The sequence below is a fragment of the Pseudomonas sp. P5_B2 genome, assembly GCF_056400445.1.
This window is the reverse complement of sequence record NZ_JBFULH010000010.1, coordinates 16,373-34,500: the sequence shown is the minus strand read 5'-3', so window position 1 is coordinate 34,500 and position 18,128 is coordinate 16,373. Positions and strand designations below refer to the sequence as shown.

Sequence of the window (18,128 nt, the reverse complement as noted above, 5' to 3'; positions counted from 1 at the left end):
GCACCCCCCTTCTTTCGAAATTTGAGCTTCAGGATTTGAGGTAGCCGTTGGCGGCCAGAAAGCTTTCAGTAATGGTGCTGCCGGCCGTTGACTCTGCGGCCTTGTCACCCAGCAGCAGACGCTCCAGATAACGCGCCAGCAAGTCGACTTCCAGGTTCACCCGGCGACCTGGCTGGTACGACGCCATGATGGTTTCGCTCAGGGTGTGCGGAATGATCGTCAGCAGGAACTCGGCGCCATCGACCGCGTTCACGGTCAGGCTGGTGCCGTCGACGGTGATCGAGCCTTTATGGGCGATGTACTTGGCCAGTTCCTTCGGCGCGCGGATGCGAAATTCCACGGCACGCGCATTTTCGGTACGGGTAACCACTTCGCCCACGCCATCGACATGACCGCTGACCAGGTGCCCGCCGAGGCGAGTGGTCGGGGTCAGGGCTTTTTCCAGGTTCACCGGACTGCCGCTTTTAAGGTCATTCATGGCGGTGCAGTCGAGGGTTTCGCGGCTGACATCGGCGGCAAAGCCATTGCCCGGCAATTCAACGGCAGTCAGGCATACGCCGTTGACCGCGATGCTGTCGCCCAATTTGACGTCGCGCAAGTCGAGCTTGCCGGTTTCTACGTGAACCCGCACATCTCCGCCTTTTGGGGTCAATGCACGAATACTGCCGATGGATTCGATAATGCCGGTAAACATGGAGTCCTCCTCGAGAACAAAGCCGTCTAGGCAGCGGCCAGGAATTATACGCTGGCGGCTGGTGAAGGAATGGCAGTGACCCGCCAGTCATCGCCAACCGCGCGAATTTCGGTGATTGTGAGCTCAGGCGCATCCTTCATTTGCGCGAGCGGCCAGTCGAGCAGTGGCCGCGCCGAGGAACCAAGGAACTTGCCGGCGATGAAAATCTGGAATTCATCCACCAGGCCTTGCTGAGCGAAAGCGCCGGCCAGACGCGGGCCGGCTTCGACCAGCACTTCATTGACCCCGCGATGGGCGAGCTCGATCAGCAATTGGTGCAGATCGACCTGACCGTCAACGCCGGGCACGATCAGGCATTCCGGGCCATTGGCGTACTGCTCTTCCACCGCCACGCAGGTCGCGACCAACGCCGGGCCGGCCTTGAAGAACGGCGCATTCAGCGGCACCCGCAGGCGACCGTCGATCAGCACCCGCAGCGGCGGACGGCTCATGGCCAAAGCGGTTTGCTCCGGGTCCAGGCCTAATTCGTCAGCGCGCACGGTCAGCCGGGCGTTGTCCGCCAGCACTGTGTCAGCGCCGGTCAGCACCACACTGGCCTGAGCACGCAGACGTTGCACCGCCGAACGCGCCGCCGGGCCGGTGATCCATTGACTCTCGCCGCTTTCCATCGCGGTGCGACCATCCAGGCTCATGGCTAACTTGACCCGCACGAATGGCAGGCCGTGTTCCATGCGCTTGAGAAAACCTTGATTGAGCTTGCGCGCCTCACCTTCCAGCACACCACTTTCGGTGGCGATCCCGGCCTGGGCCAGGCGTTGCAGGCCGCGACCGGCGACTTCCGGGTTCGGGTCCTGCATGGCCGCGACCACACGGGCGACCCCGGCATTCACCAGCGCATCGGCGCAGGGCGGCGTGTGGCCGTGGTGGCTACACGGTTCCAGCGTCACGTAGGCGGTGGCGCCTCGGGCCAGGTCGCCCGCGGCACGCAAGGCGTGGACTTCCGCATGCGGCTCGCCGGTGCGCACGTGCCAGCCTTCGCCGACAATCTGCCCGTCCCGCACAATCACACAGCCCACCCGAGGGTTGGGGTGCGTCGTGTAATGCCCTTTACGCGCCAGTTCCAGAGCGCGGGCCATGTAATGGGCGTCGAGGATGGCTTGTTCGGCGGGCGTGGTCATTCTTTCACCGGTTCACGGGCCAGGCGATCGATCTCTTCACGGAACTCGTTGAGGTCCTGGAAGCGGCGATACACCGAAGCGAAGCGAATGTAGGCGACTTCATCGAGCTTTTGCAGCTCGGCCATCACCAGTTCACCGACCACGAGGGATTTGACCTCACGCTCGCCGGTGGCACGCAGTTTGTGTTTGATGTGCACCAGCGACGATTCGAGGCGCTCGACACTCACCGGGCGCTTCTCCAGCGCACGCTGCATGCCGGCGCGCAGCTTTTCTTCGTCGAAGGGCTGACGGCTACCGTCGGTTTTGATCAGGCGCGGCAACACCAGTTCGGCAGTCTCGAACGTCGTAAAACGCTCGCCGCAGGCCAGGCATTCACGCCGGCGGCGCACCTGTTCGCCCTCGGCGACCAGACGCGAGTCGATGACCTTGGTGTCGTTGGCACCGCAGAAGGGACAGTGCATGGTGGCAGGCAACAAAAAAAGGGAGGGCCATGGTAGCGCATCCCCGTGGCAAGACAAGCCATAGGGTTTGCGGTATACAGACGGCTATAGTGTTTGATCCATGGATTTCACCTCGCTGGAGCCGTAAATGTCCTTAAGACCGCTCGTTTTGCTCAGTCTTTTCAGCCTGCTGGTGGCCTGCAGCAGCGATGCGCCCAAGCCCCAGCCGCCGACCCCGGGGCCCGCCCCGCAGGCTGCGCAGAAAAAAGCGCAGGAATCGGCCGACCTCGGTCCGCTGCCCGCGTACCAGCGTGAGTTGAGCGGCACCTTGCAAGGCGTGCCGGCCGGCGCCGAAGTCGAACTGGCGCTGCTGGTGATCGACGAAAAGGATCGCCCGCAACAATTGCTCGCCAGCTCCAGCCTGATAGGCACCAATCAAGTGCTGCCGTTTCGCCTGCGCTTCAACCCGGAATCCTTCCCGGCTGCTGCCCGCGTTGAACTGCGCGGCCGTGCCAGCCAGTCCGGCCAGCTGATTCTGCATCTGCCGTCGCGGGTCATCTCCCAGCCCACCACGCAGGCTTTGGGTCAGCTGCAATTTGTCAAAGCGCCATGATTGCACCGTTCGACCTGCAACAGGCCTTGGGTGAACTGCTTGGTGATGCGCAGCTTGTGCCTGTCGCATTGCCCCAGACCGACCTGAAACTCTGGCTGATCGACGGCGACAACATGGACCGCGCGTTCAGCTCGGAAGAAACCCGACGGATTCTGCATGAGCCGCCGTACTGGAGCTTCTGCTGGGCCAGTGGCCTGGCAGTGGCGCGCTACCTCGCCGAATTCCCCGAGTGGGTCAAAGGCAAACGGGTGCTGGATTTCGGTGCCGGTTCGGGTGTTGCGGGGATTGCCGCGGTGAAGGCCGGCGCGCTGGAAGTGGTGGCCTGTGACCTCGACCCGCTGGCGATTGCCGCGTGTCGGGCGAATGCTGAACTCAATGACGTAGAGCTCAACTACTCGACCGACTTTTTCGCCGAGGTGGACCGGTTTGATCTGATCCTAGTGGCCGATGTGCTCTACGACCGGGCGAATTTGCCACTGCTCGATGAGTTTTTAACCCGCGGCAAAGAGGCGCTGGTGGCCGATTCGCGTGTCAGGGATTTTCGTCATTCGTTGTATCAGCGCATCGAAATGCTGGAAGCGATGACCTTGCCGGATCTGGCCGAGCCCGAAGAGTTTCGGTATGTGAGCCTTTACCATGCGCGGCGCAGCTAAAAAGCATCGCCAGCAGGCTGGCTCCCACACTGGATCTACGTCACACCCAAAACCCCTGTGGGCGCGAGCCTGCTCGCGATAGCGATTGCGCAGACACCCGATGACTAACTGCCACCCCGCTTTCAGCTATACCCCGCCTGGCCTTATAGTTGCCCCATTCACGCTTCCAAGAGATCCCCCATGAGTCAGGAAACGCCGTACATCTTCGACGCCACGACTGCTGATTTCGACCAGTCGGTGATCGAGAACTCCTTCCACAAACCGGTGCTGGTGGACTTCTGGGCCGAATGGTGTGCGCCCTGCAAAGTGCTGATGCCGTTGCTGCAGACCATCGCCGAGAGCTATCAGGGCGAGTTGCTGCTGGCCAAGGTCAACTGCGATCTGGAACAAGACATCGTCGCTCGTTTCGGGATTCGCAGCCTGCCGACCGTAGTGTTGTTCAAGGACGGTCAACCGGTCGACGGCTTTGCCGGTGCCCAGCCGGAGTCCGCCATACGAGCGATGCTTGAGCCTCACGTTCAAATGCCGCCACCGGCCGCCGCCGACCCGTTCGAGCAGGCCCAGGCCTTGTTCGATGACAGCCGTTTCGCCGACGCCGAAGCCGTGCTGAAAGTGCTGCTGGGCGAAGACAACACCAACGCCAAAGCACTGATTCTCTACGCCCGCTGCCTCACCGAGCGTGGTGAGTTGGGTGAAGCGCAAACCGTGCTCGACGCGGTCAAGAGCGATGAACACAAAGCCGCCCTGGCCGGTGCCAAGGCGCAGATCCAGTTTCTCGGCCAGGCCAAGGATCTGCCGGATGCGGCAGACCTGAAAGCGCGACTGGCGAAAGATCCACAGGACGATGAAGCGGTGTATCAGCTGGCGGTTCAGCAGTTGGCCCGCCAACAGTACGACGCGGCGCTGGATGCATTGCTCAAGCTGTTCATCCGCAATCGCAGCTACAGCGAAGGCTTGCCGCACAAGACTTTGCTGCAGGTGTTCGAATTGCTGGGCAATGACCACCCGCTGGTGACCACGTATCGCCGCAAGCTGTTTGCTGCGCTGTACTAAACCGCCTAGAGCACGGCTTGCCGGCGATGGCGCTCCTGAGATCGCCATCTCCATCAAGCTGTGCCCCTACGCCGGTTCGATCCAACTGTAGAGCGGCGTATCGCCGCCGCTCGACACCTTCACATCGGTGCTATGTCGCAAGCGCACCAACAAGCGCTTGCCCGCCGCCGCGCTGCCCGTCAGAGCTTCCAGCTGATCGAGCAAATCCGGCCCGCTCAATTGCCCGGCCTTGCGCAACAGGTCCTTGGCGATCTGCCACAGCGCGTCATCCTGAGTCACCGGTTTGGCCGGGGCGACATTGGCCTCGGGCTTGCTCACCTGCAACTGCGCGCCGAGCCGTGCCCAGTCGCCGTCATCCATCTCCAGCGTCAAATCCACCGGCCAATCGCCGATGCTTCCGCGTATACGCAACATACCTCTGCTCCTGCACATTTCTGACCTGCATGCTCCCATGGGACTTGTGCAACGCCAAGTAGCCGGTCAAACTCCTCTCGTTAACGTTATAAGATTACATAACAAATACTTCATTTTACTTTTCGAGGACCCGCCATGCGCCGTCTGCTGCTCGCTTTGCCGTTTGCCTTGTTACCGCTGGCCGTCGCCCACGCCGCCGATGAACATGATCATGAGCACGGTAGCCTCGGCGCCCACGAACATGGCATTGGTCGCTTGAACGCAGCGCTGGACGGCCAGACCCTGGAGCTGGAGCTGGAAAGCCCGGCGATGAACCTGGTGGGTTTCGAACACGCCGCCACCACGGGTGCCGACAAAGCCAAAGTCGCCAGCGTTCGTGCGCAACTCGAAAAACCACTGGCGCTGTTCAACCTGCCAAAAGCGGCCGGTTGCGTGGTGGCCATGCAGGAACTGGAAAGCCCATTGTTCGGTGACAAGCCGGACGCCGATGATGATCACGATAAAGACGCCAAAGGCGAACATCATCACGAGCACAGCGAAATCCACGCTCACTATCAGTTCACCTGCGCAGCTCCCGGCGCCCTGAAAACCCTGGACCTGGCGAACATCTTCAATACGTTCCCGGCGACCCAGAAAATCCAGGTACAACTGATCGGTCCGAGTGGGCAGCAAGGCGTTGAAGTGACAGCCAAGGCGGCTGCCCTGAAATTCTGAATCCACCGAAGATCCAATGTGGGAGCGAGCCTGCTCGCGAAGGGGCCGTCACATACAACAGAAATGTTGCCTGTCACACCGCCTTCGCGAGCAGGCTCGCTCCCACAGGGTTCACCTATCACCTGACCGGTTTCACATGACCCAAGCACTCATCGAACTGTCCGACCTGAGCTTCAGCTGGCCCGGTCACCCGCCCTTGCTGGATATCCCGGCGTTTCGCCTGGAACCCGGCGAAACCCTATTCCTCAAAGGCCCCAGCGGCAGTGGCAAAACCACCCTGCTCGGCCTGCTCGGTGGCGTGCAGAAACCGGATCGCGGCAGCATTCGCCTGCTTGGCCAGGAGCTGACCGAACTCGGCGCAGGTGCACGCGACCGTTTCCGCGTCGATCACACCGGCTACATCTTCCAGCAATTTAATTTGCTGCCGTTTCTGTCGGTACGCGAAAACGTTGAACTGCCCTGCCACTTCTCCAGACTGCGCGCCGAACGGGCGAAACAACGCCATGGCAGCGTCGATCAAGCCGCGGCCACCCTGCTCGCCCACTTGGGCTTGAAGGATGAAAGCATCCTCAACCGTCGCGCCGACTCGCTGTCCATCGGCCAGCAACAACGGGTGGCCGCTGCCCGCGCGCTGATCGGCCAGCCGGAGTTGGTCATTGCCGACGAGCCGACCTCAGCGCTGGACTACGACGCGCGCGAAAACTTCATTCGCCTGTTATTCGCCGAATGCCGTGAAGCCGGGTCGAGCTTGTTGTTTGTCAGCCATGACCAGAGCCTCGCACCGCTGTTCGATCGAAACTTGTCGCTGGCCGAACTCAATCGCGCCGCTACCCCGTCCGAGGTCTGAGATGTATTTGTTTCGTCTAGCCATGGCCAGTCTGGCTAACCGGCGCTTCACCGCGATACTCACCGCGTTCGCCATCGCCCTGTCGGTGTGCCTGCTGTTGGCGGTGGAACGGGTGCGCACCGAAGCCAAAGCCAGTTTCGCCAGCACCATCAGCGGCACCGACCTGATCGTCGGCGCGCGTTCCGGTTCGGTGAACCTGTTGCTGTACTCGGTGTTCCGCATTGGCAATGCCACCAACAACATCCGCTGGGACAGCTTCGAACACTTCGCCAACAACCCGAAAGTGAAGTGGGCGATCCCAATGTCCCTAGGCGACTCCCATCGCGGTTATCGGGTGATGGGCACCACCGAGGCCTACTTCGAGCATTACCAGTACGGCCATCAGCATCATCTGGAATTGGCCGACGGCCGCGCCTTCGCCACCGACCCGTTTGAAGTGGTGCTCGGCGCCGAAGTGGCGGATGCATTGCACTACAAGCTCGGCGACAAACTGGTGCTGGCCCACGGCGTGGCGGTGATCAGCCTGGTCAAACACGACGACAAACCGTTCACCGTGGCCGGCATTCTCAAGCGCACCGGCACTCCGGTGGACCGCACGCTGCACATCAGCCTTGGCGGCATGGAGGCGATTCATGTCGACTGGCACAACGGCGTACCGGCGCGAGGTAACGGCCGGATCAGTGCCGATCAGGCACGCAACATGGACCTCACGCCGCAAGCGATTACTGCGTTCATGCTCGGCCTCAACAGCAAGATTTCAACCTTTGCGATGCAACGCGAGATCAATGAATTCCGTGGCGAGCCGATGCTGGCGATCCTGCCCGGCGTGGCACTGCAAGAGCTGTGGAGTTTGATGAGCACGGCAGAAAAAGCCTTGTTTGTGGTCTCGTTGTTTGTAGTACTGACGGGGTTGATCGGCATGCTCACGGCGATTCTCACCAGCCTGAATGAACGTCGGCGCGAGATGGCGATTCTGCGCTCGGTGGGCGCCCGACCGTGGCACATCGCGACGCTGCTGGTGCTGGAAGCGTTCGCCCTGGCGTTGTCCGGGGTGATCGCCGGTGTGGCGTTGCTGTATGTGGGCATCGCCGCCGCCCAGGGCTACGTGCAGGCCAATTACGGTTTGTACCTGCCACTGGCGTGGCCGAGCGAGTATGAATGGACGCTGCTCGGTGGCATCCTGAGCGCCGCTCTGTTGATGGGCAGCGTGCCTGCCTGGCGCGCGTATCGCCAATCGTTGGCCGATGGCCTGTCGATCCGACTATGAGGACGTTGAACATGCCCCGCGCCTTGCTTGCGCTACTGTTGCTGGTCGCCCTGCCCCTGTGGGCGGCCGAGCCGAAAGACCTGACCTGGTCGGAAATGATCCCGCCAGATGCCGCGCCGGAAGTGCCGAACATGACGCCCCTGCACGACTTGTCGCAGATGAGCAGCGCGCTGTCTGCCGAGTCGGCACCCGCCGCCAGACAGGACATGCCGAATGCGCCGGTGGTGAAGGCCCTTGATGGTCAGAGTATTCGCCTGCCGGGCTATATCGTGCCGCTGGAAGTCAGTGAAGACGGGCGTACTACGGAGTTTCTGCTGGTGCCGTATTTCGGCGCTTGCATCCACGTGCCGCCGCCACCGTCGAACCAGATCGTGCATGTGAAAAGCGAGGTCGGCGTGAAGCTGGATGAGCTGTATCAGCCGTACTGGATCGAAGGGGCGATGCAGGTAAAGGCGTCGACCAGTGAGTTGGCGGATGCGGGGTACCAGATGGAGGCGGACAAGATTTATGTGTATGAATTGCCGGAGTGAATCCGGCGATTATGTGTTGCCCATAAGATAGCTATCGCCGGCAAGCCGGTCTCGCTCCCACAGGTTCAGTGTTGTCCTTGTGGGAGCGGGCCTGTTCGCGATGTGGTCCTCAGAAACACAAACGAAACCCCATTACCGTTTCATTGAGCTGAGTCAAAAGTCCGTAGCAAGCTACCTTGTACTATCGGTACAACGAAAATTTATTACGACCTTTGGAGTCTCCATGCACAAATCCTTGCTCAGCACTTCGCTGTTGGCCCTCGCGCTCACAGCTCCGCTCGCCCATGCCTTCGAGGCTGGCGATATCCTTATTCGTGCCGGCGCAATCACCGTGGACCCTAAAGGCGACAGCTCCAGCGTCAAGGTCGACCAAGGCCCGCTGGCCGGTGCAGACCTGGGTGGTGAAGCCACCCTGAGCAGCGACACGCAGCTGGGTCTGAACTTCGCGTACATGATCAACAGCCACTGGGGGATCGAGCTGCTGGCGGCCACTCCGTTCGAGCATGACGTCAAACTCAAAGGCACCGCCTTGGGCAACGCGGCCAACGGCAAACTCGGCACCATCAAACAGCTGCCACCGACCTTGAGCGTCGTGTACTACCCGCTCGACTCGAAGTCCGCTTTCCAACCGTACCTCGGCGCCGGCATCAACTACACCGTGATCTACGACGAACACGTCGGCAGCGAAGCCCAGGCCAAGGGCTTCAGCAACTTCGAAGCGGATAACTCGTGGGGCATGGCGTTTCAGGTCGGTGCTGACTACATGATCACCGACAACATCTTGATCAACGCCCAGGTACGTTACATCGACATCGATACCACCGCGACCGTTGAAAACCACGCGATTGCGCCGGGCACCCGGGCCAAAGTCGATGTGGACGTAGACCCATTCGTTTACATGGTTGGTTTGGGTTACAAGTTCTAACGTTTGTTCACGTGGTGGTGAACCTGGCCATTGTAAATAGCGCCATAAAAGCGAATACCGGCCACAAAAAAGGCGCTCGTCAAGGGCGCCTTTTTTGTGATCGCGAAAATCTCAGCGCCCCAACAACCGCGCCAGGCCAACACTCATCGGTGTCTGCGCGGGGTAGGTAAAGCGCTCCAGCAAACGCTGGTTGTTCGCCCGCGAATGGCGGATATCGCCCGAGCGCGCCGGGCCGTAGCTGATGGGCGGCAACTCACCGAGCACAGCTTCCAGCGCTTGCAGCATTTGCTTGAGGCTAGTCGCCTGGTTCCAGCCGACATTCACTGCCCCGGCTTCAACGTGCGGCTTTTCGATGGCCTGCACCAGCAGCTCAATCAGGTCCTCGACGTAGACGAAATCGCGCGTCTGCTCACCATCACCGAACACGGTAATCGGCAGGCCTTTGCGCGCCCGTTCGCTGAAAATGCTGATCACCCCGGAATACGGCGAGGACGGGTCCTGACGCGGGCCGAAGATGTTGAAGAAGCGGAAAATCACCGGCTCCAGCCCATGCTGACGACGGTAAAAATCGAAGTAGTGCTCACTCGCCAACTTGTCCACCGCGTAAGGCGTCAAAGGCGCCTTGGGCGTGTCTTCGTCGATCGATTCGCCTTCGCCATTGTTGCCGTACACCGCCGCACTGGAAGCGAACAGCACGCGTTTGACGCCGGCCTGACGCATCGCTTCGCAGACATTCAGCGTGCTGATGAAGTTGCTCTGGTGAGTCTTCACCGGATCGTCCACCGAGGCCTGTACCGAGGCCACCGCGGCCAGGTGCGCCACAGCGCTGCAACCGACCATCGCCTGAGCCACCAAAGCTGCGTCGGCGACATCACCTACGATCAATTCGAGGTTGGGGTTATCCAGCGGCAGGTTGCTGCGTTTGCCGGTCGACAGGTCATCGAGAATGCGCACCGAATGCCCCTTGGCGAGCAGGGCATCGGTCAGATGCGAGCCAATAAAACCGGCACCGCCGGTAATTAAAACGGGTCCGTCAGCCATGGCGATAAAACCTGTCCAGTAGGCCCGGGAGTGCGGCGCGCCAGGCGCGCGGCTTGATCCCGAACGTGTGCAAAATTTTCTTGCAGGCCAGCACCGCGTGTTGCGGCTCTTCGGCGGCATCCGGACGCGTGGCGTGAGCCTGGGCGGTCGGCGCTTCAATGGCCAGCGGATGCAGGCTGCGTGCTTCGGTCAGGATAGCCTGACCCAGTGCCAGCGGCGTGGTCGCCTCATGCCCGGCGTAATGATAGGTGCCCCACAGCGGTGCCGAACAATCGAGTTGCTTGAGCACCGAGATGATCACACGGGCTGCATCGTCGACCGGTGTCGGGTTGCCCCGGCGGTCGTCGGCCAACAGCAGTTCGTCAGGCGTCTCGGCCCGCGCGAGGAAACGCCCGAGCGTGCCGTCAGGACTTTCATCGAGCAACCAGCCGAAACGCAGCAACACGTGCTGCGGGCAGGTCGCACGAACGCTTTGTTCGATGCGCCACAACGCCTGACCGCGCAGCCCCAGCGGGACCGGTTCGTCTTTTTCGCTGTAAGCGGTGGCACGGGAGCCATCGAACACGCGATAGCTAGAGGGTTGCAGCAGAACGATGTTGTGATGCTGGCACAATTCGGCCAGACGCTCGACCGCACGCTCCTGTCCGGCCAGACGTTGCTCACTGACCGCTTCTGCCTGAAACCAGTCGAAGTAGTAGGCGAGATTGATCAACGCGTCCGGGCGGGTGTCGTCGAGCAATTGCGTCAGGCTCGCGGCATCCCAGCCGTCTTGCGGGGGGCGGGGGGCGAGGAAGCCGATGTCTTCCTCCGCACCGAGGCGAATCAGCGCCTGCCCAAGGGCATTTCCGCCGCCCAGTAACATAAGGCGCATTCGCATAGAGTCAGCAGGCCCAGTCTGGTTGGAACGATGGCTTTATCGACATCGCCCGCGGGCAATGTCGTTGATGGTTTCTGGAATCGTTGCATTTTGCGGGTTTAGTGCGCAACCGTCATCCGTAAAGTGTAGATCCCCGGGATTTTCGGTGGCCCCTGTGGCGAGGGGGCTTGCAACTTCCCGTGGCCGACCGCATAAATCAAAACATGAATCTGCCAATCCCGACGGACAGCGCCCTGGCAGGCTTCCACCCCGCCGTCAGCGCCTGGTTCAGCAACACCTTCCCGACGGTCACCGCCGCCCAGGCCAGGGCGTGGCCGTTGATTCGCCAGCGGCGCTCGACGCTGATTGCCGCGCCCACCGGGTCCGGCAAAACCCTCACTGCCTTCCTCGCCGTCATCGATGAACTGGTGCACCGCGGACTGGAAACCGACGACGGGCTGCCAGATGAAACTCTGGTGGTCTATGTCTCGCCTCTCAAGGCCTTGTCCAACGACATCCAGATCAACCTGCAAAACCCGCTCGCCGGGATCACCGAGCAATTGCGCGTGATGGGCCTGCCTCCATTGCAAATCAATACCGCCGTGCGCACCGGCGACACACCGCAGAAAGATCGCTCAGCCATGCGCAAGACCGCGCCGCACATTCTGGTGACCACCCCGGAATCCCTTTACGTGCTGCTCGGCTCCGACTCCGGCCGGCAGATGCTAGGCACCACGCGCACGGTCATTGTTGATGAAATCCACGCCATCGCCGCCAGCAAACGCGGCAGCCATTTGGCCCTGAGCCTTGAACGGCTGCAGGCGATATGCGCGGAACCGCTGGTGCGTATTGGTCTGTCCGCCACGCAAAAGCCCATCGAAGCGGTGTCGCGCTTTCTGGTGGGCCGTGATCGTCGTTGCGACATCGTCGACATCGGCCACGCCCGCCCACGGGATCTGGACATCGAAGTCCCTCCCGTTCCGTTGTCAGCGGTCATGGCCAACGATGTGTGGGAACTGGTCTACGACCGCCTCGCCGCCCTCGCCCGCGAACACCGGACCACGCTGATTTTCGTCAACACCCGACGTCTTGCCGAGCGCCTGAGCCGGCACCTGAGCGAACGCCTCGGCAAAGACGCGGTGGCCGCCCACCACGGCAGCCTGGCCAAGGAATTTCGCCTGGACGCCGAACAACGACTCAAGCGCGGCGACCTGCAAGTGCTGATTGCCACTGCTTCGCTGGAATTGGGCATCGATATTGGCAACGTCGACCTGGTGTGCCAAATCGCCTCGCCGCGCTCGATTTCAGGGTTTCTGCAACGGGTCGGCCGCTCCGGGCACCAAGTCGGCGGGATGCCCAAGGGCCGCTTGTTCGCCACCACCCGCGACGACCTGATCGAATGCACCGCGCTGCTCGATTGCGTCCGTCGCGGCGAGCTCGACACGTTGCAGATTCCCACAGCGCCGCTGGACGTCCTCGCGCAACAAATCATCGCCGAGGTCAGTTGCCAGGAATGGCCCGAGCAGGCACTGCTGGAGATGTTTCGCCACGCTTCGCCTTACACCGAGCTCGACGAAAAACATTATCAGGCACTGCTACATTTGCTCGCCGAGGGTTACAACGGTCGTCAGGGCATGCGCAGCGCGTACCTGCACCGCGACGCCGTCACTCGCACCTTGCGCGGTCGCCGGGGCGCCAAATTGACCGCTGTGACCAGCGGCGGGACCATTCCGGACAACGCCGACTACAGCGTTTTGCTGGAGCCCCAAGGGCTGAACATCGGCAGCGTCAACGAAGACTTCGCCGTGGAAAGCATCGCCGGGGACGTTTTCCAGCTGGGCAATACCTCCTACCGAATCCTGCGGGTAGAAACCGGCAAGGTCCGGGTCGAAGACGCTCAGGGCCAGCCGCCGACCATCCCGTTCTGGCTCGGTGAAGCGCCAGGTCGCAGCGCGGAATTGTCCTTTGCTGTCGCTCGCTTGCAAGCGCACCTCGACGACTTGCTCGGCGCCACGCCAGGCAACCTGCAACCGGCCATCGACTGGCTGACCGACACCCTCGGCCTGAACTTCGCCAGCGCCGAGCAACTGGTCGATTACCTCGCCCGTGCGCGTCTGACGCTGGGGGGCCTGCCGTCCCAGGATACGTTGCTGATGGAGCGCTTTTTCGACGAGTCCGGCGGCACGCAACTGATCATCCACACCCCGTTCGGCAGCCGGATCAACCGCGCCTGGGGTCTGGCCCTGCGCAAGCGTTTCTGCCGCACCTTCAACTTCGAATTGCAGGCCGCCGCCAGTGAAGACGCCATTGTGCTGTCGCTGTCCACCAGCCACAGCTTTGAACTCGACGACGTCTGGCGCTACCTGCACAGCAACAGCGCCGAGCACATCCTGATTCAAGCGGTGCTCGACGCGCCGCTGTTCGGCGTGCGCTGGCGCTGGAATGCCGGCGTCGCCCTGGCCCTGCCGCGCTACAGCGGCGGACGCAAAGTCCCGCCACAAATCCAGCGGATGAAAAGCGAAGACCTGATCGGCAGCGTCTTTCCCGATCAGATTGCCTGCGTGGAAAACCTCGCCGGTGAGCGTGAAATTCCCGACCATCCGCTGGTGGAACAGACCCTCGACGATTGCCTGCACGAGGCGATGGACAGCGAAGGTTGGCTGGCATTACTGCGGCGCATGGAACATGGCGACGTGCGGCTGATCAGTCGTGACTTGCCGGCGCCGTCGCCGCTGGCAGCGGAAATCCTCAGCGCCCGCCCCTACACCTTTCTCGACGATGCGCCGCTGGAAGAGCGCCGCACGCAAGCAGTGCTCAACCGGCGCTGGACCGATCCACAGTCCACCGACGACCTCGGTGCGCTGGATGCCGACGCGATTCAAGCGGTGCGCGACGAAGCCTGGCCGACGCCCACCGGAATCGATGAAATGCACGAGGCATTGATGAGCCTTGCGTGCATCACCGATGCCGAGGCCCAGACGAATGCGCACTGGCTCGACTGGCTGAACGTCCTGGCCGACAGCGGTCGCGCCAGCCGTTTGCAGAACAACACCAGGCAGGGGTTGTGGCTGGCACTGGAGCGGCTGACCTGCCTGCAGGCGATTTATCCACAGGCCACTTTGTTGCCGGCACTGCAAGCGTTGCCCGGTTTCGATGAGGCCTGGACGCCAGACGAGGCCGTGCTGGAAGTGATCCGCGCTCGACTTAGCGCATTTGGGCCGTTGCCGCTCACCGCGATTGCCGAACCGCTGGGATTGGCAGCGAATCAGGTCAACCAGGCCTTGGCGCAACTGGAACGTGAAGGCTACGTGTTGCGCGGCCGCTTCACGCCCGGCGCAGGGCTTGAGGAATGGTGCGAACGGCATCTGCTGGCGCGTATTCACCGCTACACCGTCAAGCGTTTGCGCCGGGAAATCGAGCCGGTGACGTTGCAGGATTTCATGCGTTTTCTGTTCGACTGGCAGCACCTGTCGGTGGCGACTCAGGGTCAGGGCAGCGCGGTGTTGCCCGCCATAGTCAGTCAGTTCGAAGGCTATACCGCCGCCGCATCAGCCTGGGACAGCGACATTCTGTCGGCGCGAATCAAAGACTATTCGCCGGTTTGGCTGGACGATCTGTGCCGCAGCGGCAAACTGGTCTGGACGCGTCTGACCGCCCGCAACAAGGGCGCCAGCACGGCATTGCGCAGCACGCCGATTCTGTTATTGCCGCGCAGTCAGGTTGGCTTGTGGAGCGGCTTGACCGAGCAGACACCGGTCAGCGAACTGTCACTCAAAACGCAAAAGGTTCATGAAGCGCTCAGCCAACATGGCGCGCTGTTTTTCGATGAGTTGATTCATGAAGCTCATCTACTGCGCTCGGAACTGGAAATTGCCTTGCAGGAACTGGTCGGCGCCGGATTGGTAAATGCCGACAGCTTTGCCGGATTGCGCGCGCTGATCACCCCGGCCAGCAAACGCCAGAATAGAAGCAACCGACGCGGGCGCGGAGCGTTTGTCGGCGGGATGGACGACGCCGGGCGCTGGGCCTTGTTGCGCCGCGGACCCACCGTGCCGGTTGTGGAAGGCAAACGCCCGACGCCGACACCGACCGAGACACTGGAACACATCGCCATGACCTTGCTGCGACGCTACGGCGTGGTGTTCTGGCGCTTGCTGGAACGTGAGGCGGATTGGCTGCCGAGCTGGCGCGAATTGCTGCGCACGTTTCATCGGTTGGAGGCTCGGGGCGAGATACGCGGCGGGCGGTTTGTCAGTGGTTTGGCCGGCGAACAGTTTGCGTTGCCTGAGGCCATTCCGTTGCTGCGCGAAGTACGTCGACGGCCGCCTGACGGGAGTTTGATTGCGGTGTGCGGGGTTGACCCGCTGAACCTGGCCGGGACGCTGTTACCTGGCGCGAAAGTACCGGCGTTGGCGAGTAATCGGCTGGTGTATCGCGATGGAATTCCGGCGGCGGCGGAGATTGCCGGGAAGCCGCATTTTTGGTTGGAGCTGGATCAGCAGAAAACCACAGAAATACGCAGCAAGTTGACTCGCCACTGATCGTTCCCACGCTCCGCGTGGGGATGCAGCCAGAGACGCTCTGCGTCTCAAGAGCGGACGCGGAGCGTCCGCTGAGGCATTCCCACGCAGAGCGTGGGAATGATCTGGAGCGTTATTGGGTGCGTGGCTGGTCCGGCAGCAACACCGCCGAATGCTCCTGCGCAAACTCGCCATCCTGTTCATCCGCCTGCCGCTTCGGCATAAAAACCTGTTGTGGATAAGTTTGCGCGAAATGCACCCACGGGCAGTTATCCACAAGCTTTTTCAATCGCTGGTTAAATGCCCGGCTCACTGCATATTGCCCACCCGACACGGTACGGAACTGCGCCGTCAGCACCACACCATTAAGGTCCATTTTGTCGACACCGAATACATCGAGTGGCCCTTGCAGGTTGTACTTGAGAAACGGGTCGTCGCTGATCGAATGCCCGGCCTCGCGGATCAATTCAATCGCTTTGTCGACATCGGTGTCGTAGGTGAACTGCACCGAGAAAAACGCATAGGCGAATTGCCGGGATTGGTTGGTCACGGCCTTGATCTGGCCGAATGGCACCGAGTGCACAAAACCCTTGCCGTCGCGCAGACGCAAGGTGCGAATGGTCAGGCCTTCGACCGTGCCCGCATGCCCGGAATCGAGCACCACCCAATCACCAATCGACAAGGTGTCTTCGATGATGATGAACAGCCCGGTGATGACGTCCTGCACCAGTTGCTGGGAACCGAAACCGATCGCCAGCCCCACGACCCCGGCGCCGGCCAGAAACGGCGCGACGTTGATCCCCAGGTTGGCCATGGTGGTGATAGCACAGATCACCACCAGCAGGATTTTGATCGCATTACGCAGCAGCGGCAGGATGGTTTTCACCCGTGTACTTGGCTGGCGCGCGGAGCGTTTGTTGACCGGTGGTTTCAGCGCTTCCTGAATCGTCGTGTCGAGCACCACCCAGACCATCCAGGTCACCAGGAAAATCAGACCGATGCGGCCCAGCGAATCACTGATCGCTCGCCCGACCGTGTTGCTCATCGCAAATTCCAGGAGTGACACCCCCCAGATCCGCCCCAGGATATCGATGAAAACAATCGCCATGCCGATGCGTAGCAGGGCGTGTGAAAGGCTCAGGAAACGCTCTTTGTAGGCATTGCTGCGACGTGCCGCTTGCTCGCTGCGGGATTTGAAAAGGTGATGCAGCRTCGTACTGAGAAACACCGTCGCAATCAACAACACGGTTGTGAACAATGCGCTGCGCAGCACCTGCTGATTGTCGTCGCTGATGCTGACCAGGTTGATGACCGAGACCATCACCATCAACAGAATCGGCCAGTACCACAAGCCGGAAAAAATCCGCAGCGTCTCACGCAGTGCCGGCTGTTTCAGGCGCTGGGCCAACGGCAAAATGCGGATCAGATGAGCAACCGGGCGACGCATTTTGATCACCAGCATTCCAAAAGCAATCGAGGCCCCCAGCCCGGTCAAAACCGCGACACTGCTGGTGAGATTGCCGCCCAACTGGCGGGCGATCTGTGGGCTGGTCAAGGCATCGCTGATGGCAACCAGAAAGCCGATTACAAACAACGGCCGTGAGCTGTATTGACGAAGGATCTGCACGGCCCGGCGCTTGTGGCCAGAGTTAAACAAGACCACCAATGTCAGCACCAGCGAGGCGGCGAAAATGCCGCTGCTGGTGGCGTAGGCGAAACACAACGCAAGGGCCCGGCCGGCCGACACTGGCAAGTAATGGCTGACAATGATCGTCAACGGCAGGCTAACCAGCGCCGAAATGCTGTACGGCAAGGCATAACCGAGCACCGCCTGGCCGCGTTCGCGGGTGAGCAGCAAGCGGTGCCGACTCAGACGTGAGGCCAGCAGCCCGCCAAGCAGCCAGAGTAACGCAAAGACGCCCGCCCACACACCGGACAACAGCAGGAAATCCCCCGCCACGCTCCAACTGGAACGCGCCGATGGATGATTGACCAGTTGATCGACTTCATCGGCTGCGCGATCTGCGCGCAGCCGCCAGGCATCGACCAGCTCTTCGTCGAGATCGAGTTTTCCCTCGACTTCATCAATGCTCGAACTGATCGCCCCCAGCAAACCTCCCTGTACCAGCGGCTCCGGGTGGGCCGGGGGCGTCACGGCGGCGCTGGTCACCGGCACGCCCGGTATCGCCGCCGCTTGCAGGCCGACGCTAGCTGTCATGAGCAGTAGCGCCAGCAGTATCGCAGTCTTGAACTGATGCAAACGCAGTGCTCCTTTTGAAAAGTCGTAATACGGCGAAAGATCGCAGTCTTCGGCCGTGTCGACAAGCGCAGATCGGCTAAGAGCCTTGAATGTCTCGAATCTTCGAGCATTGCAGGCTCACTC

The 18,128-nt window shown here is 61.4% G+C and carries 16 protein-coding genes; 9 read left to right on the top strand and 7 right to left on the bottom strand.

From position 1 onward, the window contains the following. Positions 1–28 precede the first annotated feature (28 nt). Genes AC1DRJ_RS02630 through nrdR form a run of 3 tightly spaced genes read right to left on the bottom strand, consistent with a single transcriptional unit; the run spans position 29 to position 2,333 of the window. The gene (locus tag AC1DRJ_RS02630) at positions 29–694 is read right to left on the bottom strand and encodes a riboflavin synthase (protein WP_477800691.1); all 666 of its coding nucleotides are present in this window, start codon (positions 692–694) and stop codon (positions 29–31) included. 44 nt (positions 695–738) lie between these two features. After that, positions 739–1,872: a bifunctional diaminohydroxyphosphoribosylaminopyrimidine deaminase/5-amino-6-(5-phosphoribosylamino)uracil reductase RibD gene (gene ribD, locus AC1DRJ_RS02625; protein WP_477800690.1), complete on the bottom strand. Its 1,134-nt coding sequence runs from the start codon at positions 1,870–1,872 to the stop codon at positions 739–741. After that, entirely contained in the window at positions 1,869–2,333 is a 465-nt protein-coding gene (nrdR, locus tag AC1DRJ_RS02620) for a transcriptional regulator NrdR (protein ID WP_003228656.1), read from the bottom strand. Before nrdR ends, ribD begins: the two co-directional genes overlap by 4 nt. Before the next feature lie 127 nt (positions 2,334–2,460). Here nrdR and AC1DRJ_RS02615 point away from each other — a divergent pair, with 127 nt between their 5' ends. From AC1DRJ_RS02615 to trxA, 3 genes are all read left to right on the top strand, one after another. After that, positions 2,461–2,925: a YbaY family lipoprotein gene (locus AC1DRJ_RS02615; RefSeq protein ID WP_477800689.1), complete on the top strand. Its 465-nt coding sequence runs from the start codon at positions 2,461–2,463 to the stop codon at positions 2,923–2,925. Continuing rightward, positions 2,922–3,578: a class I SAM-dependent methyltransferase gene (locus AC1DRJ_RS02610; RefSeq protein ID WP_477800688.1), complete on the top strand. Its 657-nt coding sequence runs from the start codon at positions 2,922–2,924 to the stop codon at positions 3,576–3,578. The genes AC1DRJ_RS02615 and AC1DRJ_RS02610 overlap by 4 nt, the downstream gene beginning before the upstream one ends. Before the next feature lie 180 nt (positions 3,579–3,758). Further along, on the top strand, positions 3,759–4,631 hold the full coding sequence (gene trxA, locus AC1DRJ_RS02605; RefSeq protein WP_477800687.1) for a thioredoxin: 873 nt from the start codon (positions 3,759–3,761) through the stop codon (positions 4,629–4,631). Between the two features lie 66 nt (positions 4,632–4,697). Here the strand turns inward: trxA and AC1DRJ_RS02600 are convergent, their stop codons facing one another. Further along, the gene (locus AC1DRJ_RS02600; protein ID WP_477800686.1) at positions 4,698–5,045 is read right to left on the bottom strand and encodes a hypothetical protein; all 348 of its coding nucleotides are present in this window, start codon (positions 5,043–5,045) and stop codon (positions 4,698–4,700) included. 135 nt (positions 5,046–5,180) lie between these two features. On the opposite strand from AC1DRJ_RS02600, the gene AC1DRJ_RS02595 reads away from it, so the two are divergent. From AC1DRJ_RS02595 to AC1DRJ_RS02575, 5 genes are all read left to right on the top strand, one after another. After that, entirely contained in the window at positions 5,181–5,759 is a 579-nt protein-coding gene (locus AC1DRJ_RS02595) for a DUF2796 domain-containing protein (RefSeq protein WP_477800685.1), read from the top strand. A 136-nt stretch (positions 5,760–5,895) separates the two neighbouring features. Beyond that, positions 5,896–6,606 (top strand): ABC transporter ATP-binding protein, encoded by a 711-nt coding sequence (locus AC1DRJ_RS02590; RefSeq protein WP_477800684.1) that lies wholly within the window; start codon positions 5,896–5,898, stop codon positions 6,604–6,606. Between the two features lies 1 nt (position 6,607). Further along, on the top strand, positions 6,608–7,873 hold the full coding sequence (locus AC1DRJ_RS02585) for an ABC transporter permease (protein ID WP_477800683.1): 1,266 nt from the start codon (positions 6,608–6,610) through the stop codon (positions 7,871–7,873). A gap of 11 nt (positions 7,874–7,884) precedes the next feature. Next, positions 7,885–8,403: a DUF3299 domain-containing protein gene (locus AC1DRJ_RS02580; protein ID WP_477800682.1), complete on the top strand. Its 519-nt coding sequence runs from the start codon at positions 7,885–7,887 to the stop codon at positions 8,401–8,403. 223 nt (positions 8,404–8,626) lie between these two features. Then, positions 8,627–9,328 carry an OmpW/AlkL family protein gene (locus AC1DRJ_RS02575; protein WP_477800681.1) on the top strand — a complete coding sequence of 234 codons (702 nt, stop codon included), beginning with the start codon at positions 8,627–8,629 and terminating at the stop codon, positions 9,326–9,328. Positions 9,329–9,439: 111 nt separating this feature from the next. On the opposite strand, the gene AC1DRJ_RS02570 is transcribed toward AC1DRJ_RS02575, so the two are convergent. Beyond that, positions 9,440–10,369 carry an NAD-dependent epimerase/dehydratase family protein gene (locus AC1DRJ_RS02570; protein WP_477800680.1) on the bottom strand — a complete coding sequence of 310 codons (930 nt, stop codon included), beginning with the start codon at positions 10,367–10,369 and terminating at the stop codon, positions 9,440–9,442. Beyond that, positions 10,362–11,246 (bottom strand): sugar nucleotide-binding protein, encoded by an 885-nt coding sequence (locus AC1DRJ_RS02565; protein WP_477800679.1) that lies wholly within the window; start codon positions 11,244–11,246, stop codon positions 10,362–10,364. Before AC1DRJ_RS02565 ends, AC1DRJ_RS02570 begins: the two co-directional genes overlap by 8 nt. Positions 11,247–11,449: 203 nt before the next feature. On the opposite strand from AC1DRJ_RS02565, the gene AC1DRJ_RS02560 reads away from it, so the two are divergent. Beyond that, positions 11,450–15,766: an Lhr family helicase gene (locus AC1DRJ_RS02560; RefSeq protein ID WP_477800678.1), complete on the top strand. Its 4,317-nt coding sequence runs from the start codon at positions 11,450–11,452 to the stop codon at positions 15,764–15,766. A gap of 112 nt (positions 15,767–15,878) precedes the next feature. Here AC1DRJ_RS02560 and AC1DRJ_RS02555 read toward each other — a convergent pair whose 3' ends face one another. Beyond that, positions 15,879–18,005 carry a mechanosensitive ion channel domain-containing protein gene (locus tag AC1DRJ_RS02555; RefSeq protein WP_477800677.1) on the bottom strand — a complete coding sequence of 709 codons (2,127 nt, stop codon included), beginning with the start codon at positions 18,003–18,005 and terminating at the stop codon, positions 15,879–15,881. Positions 18,006–18,128: the final 123 nt, after the last annotated feature.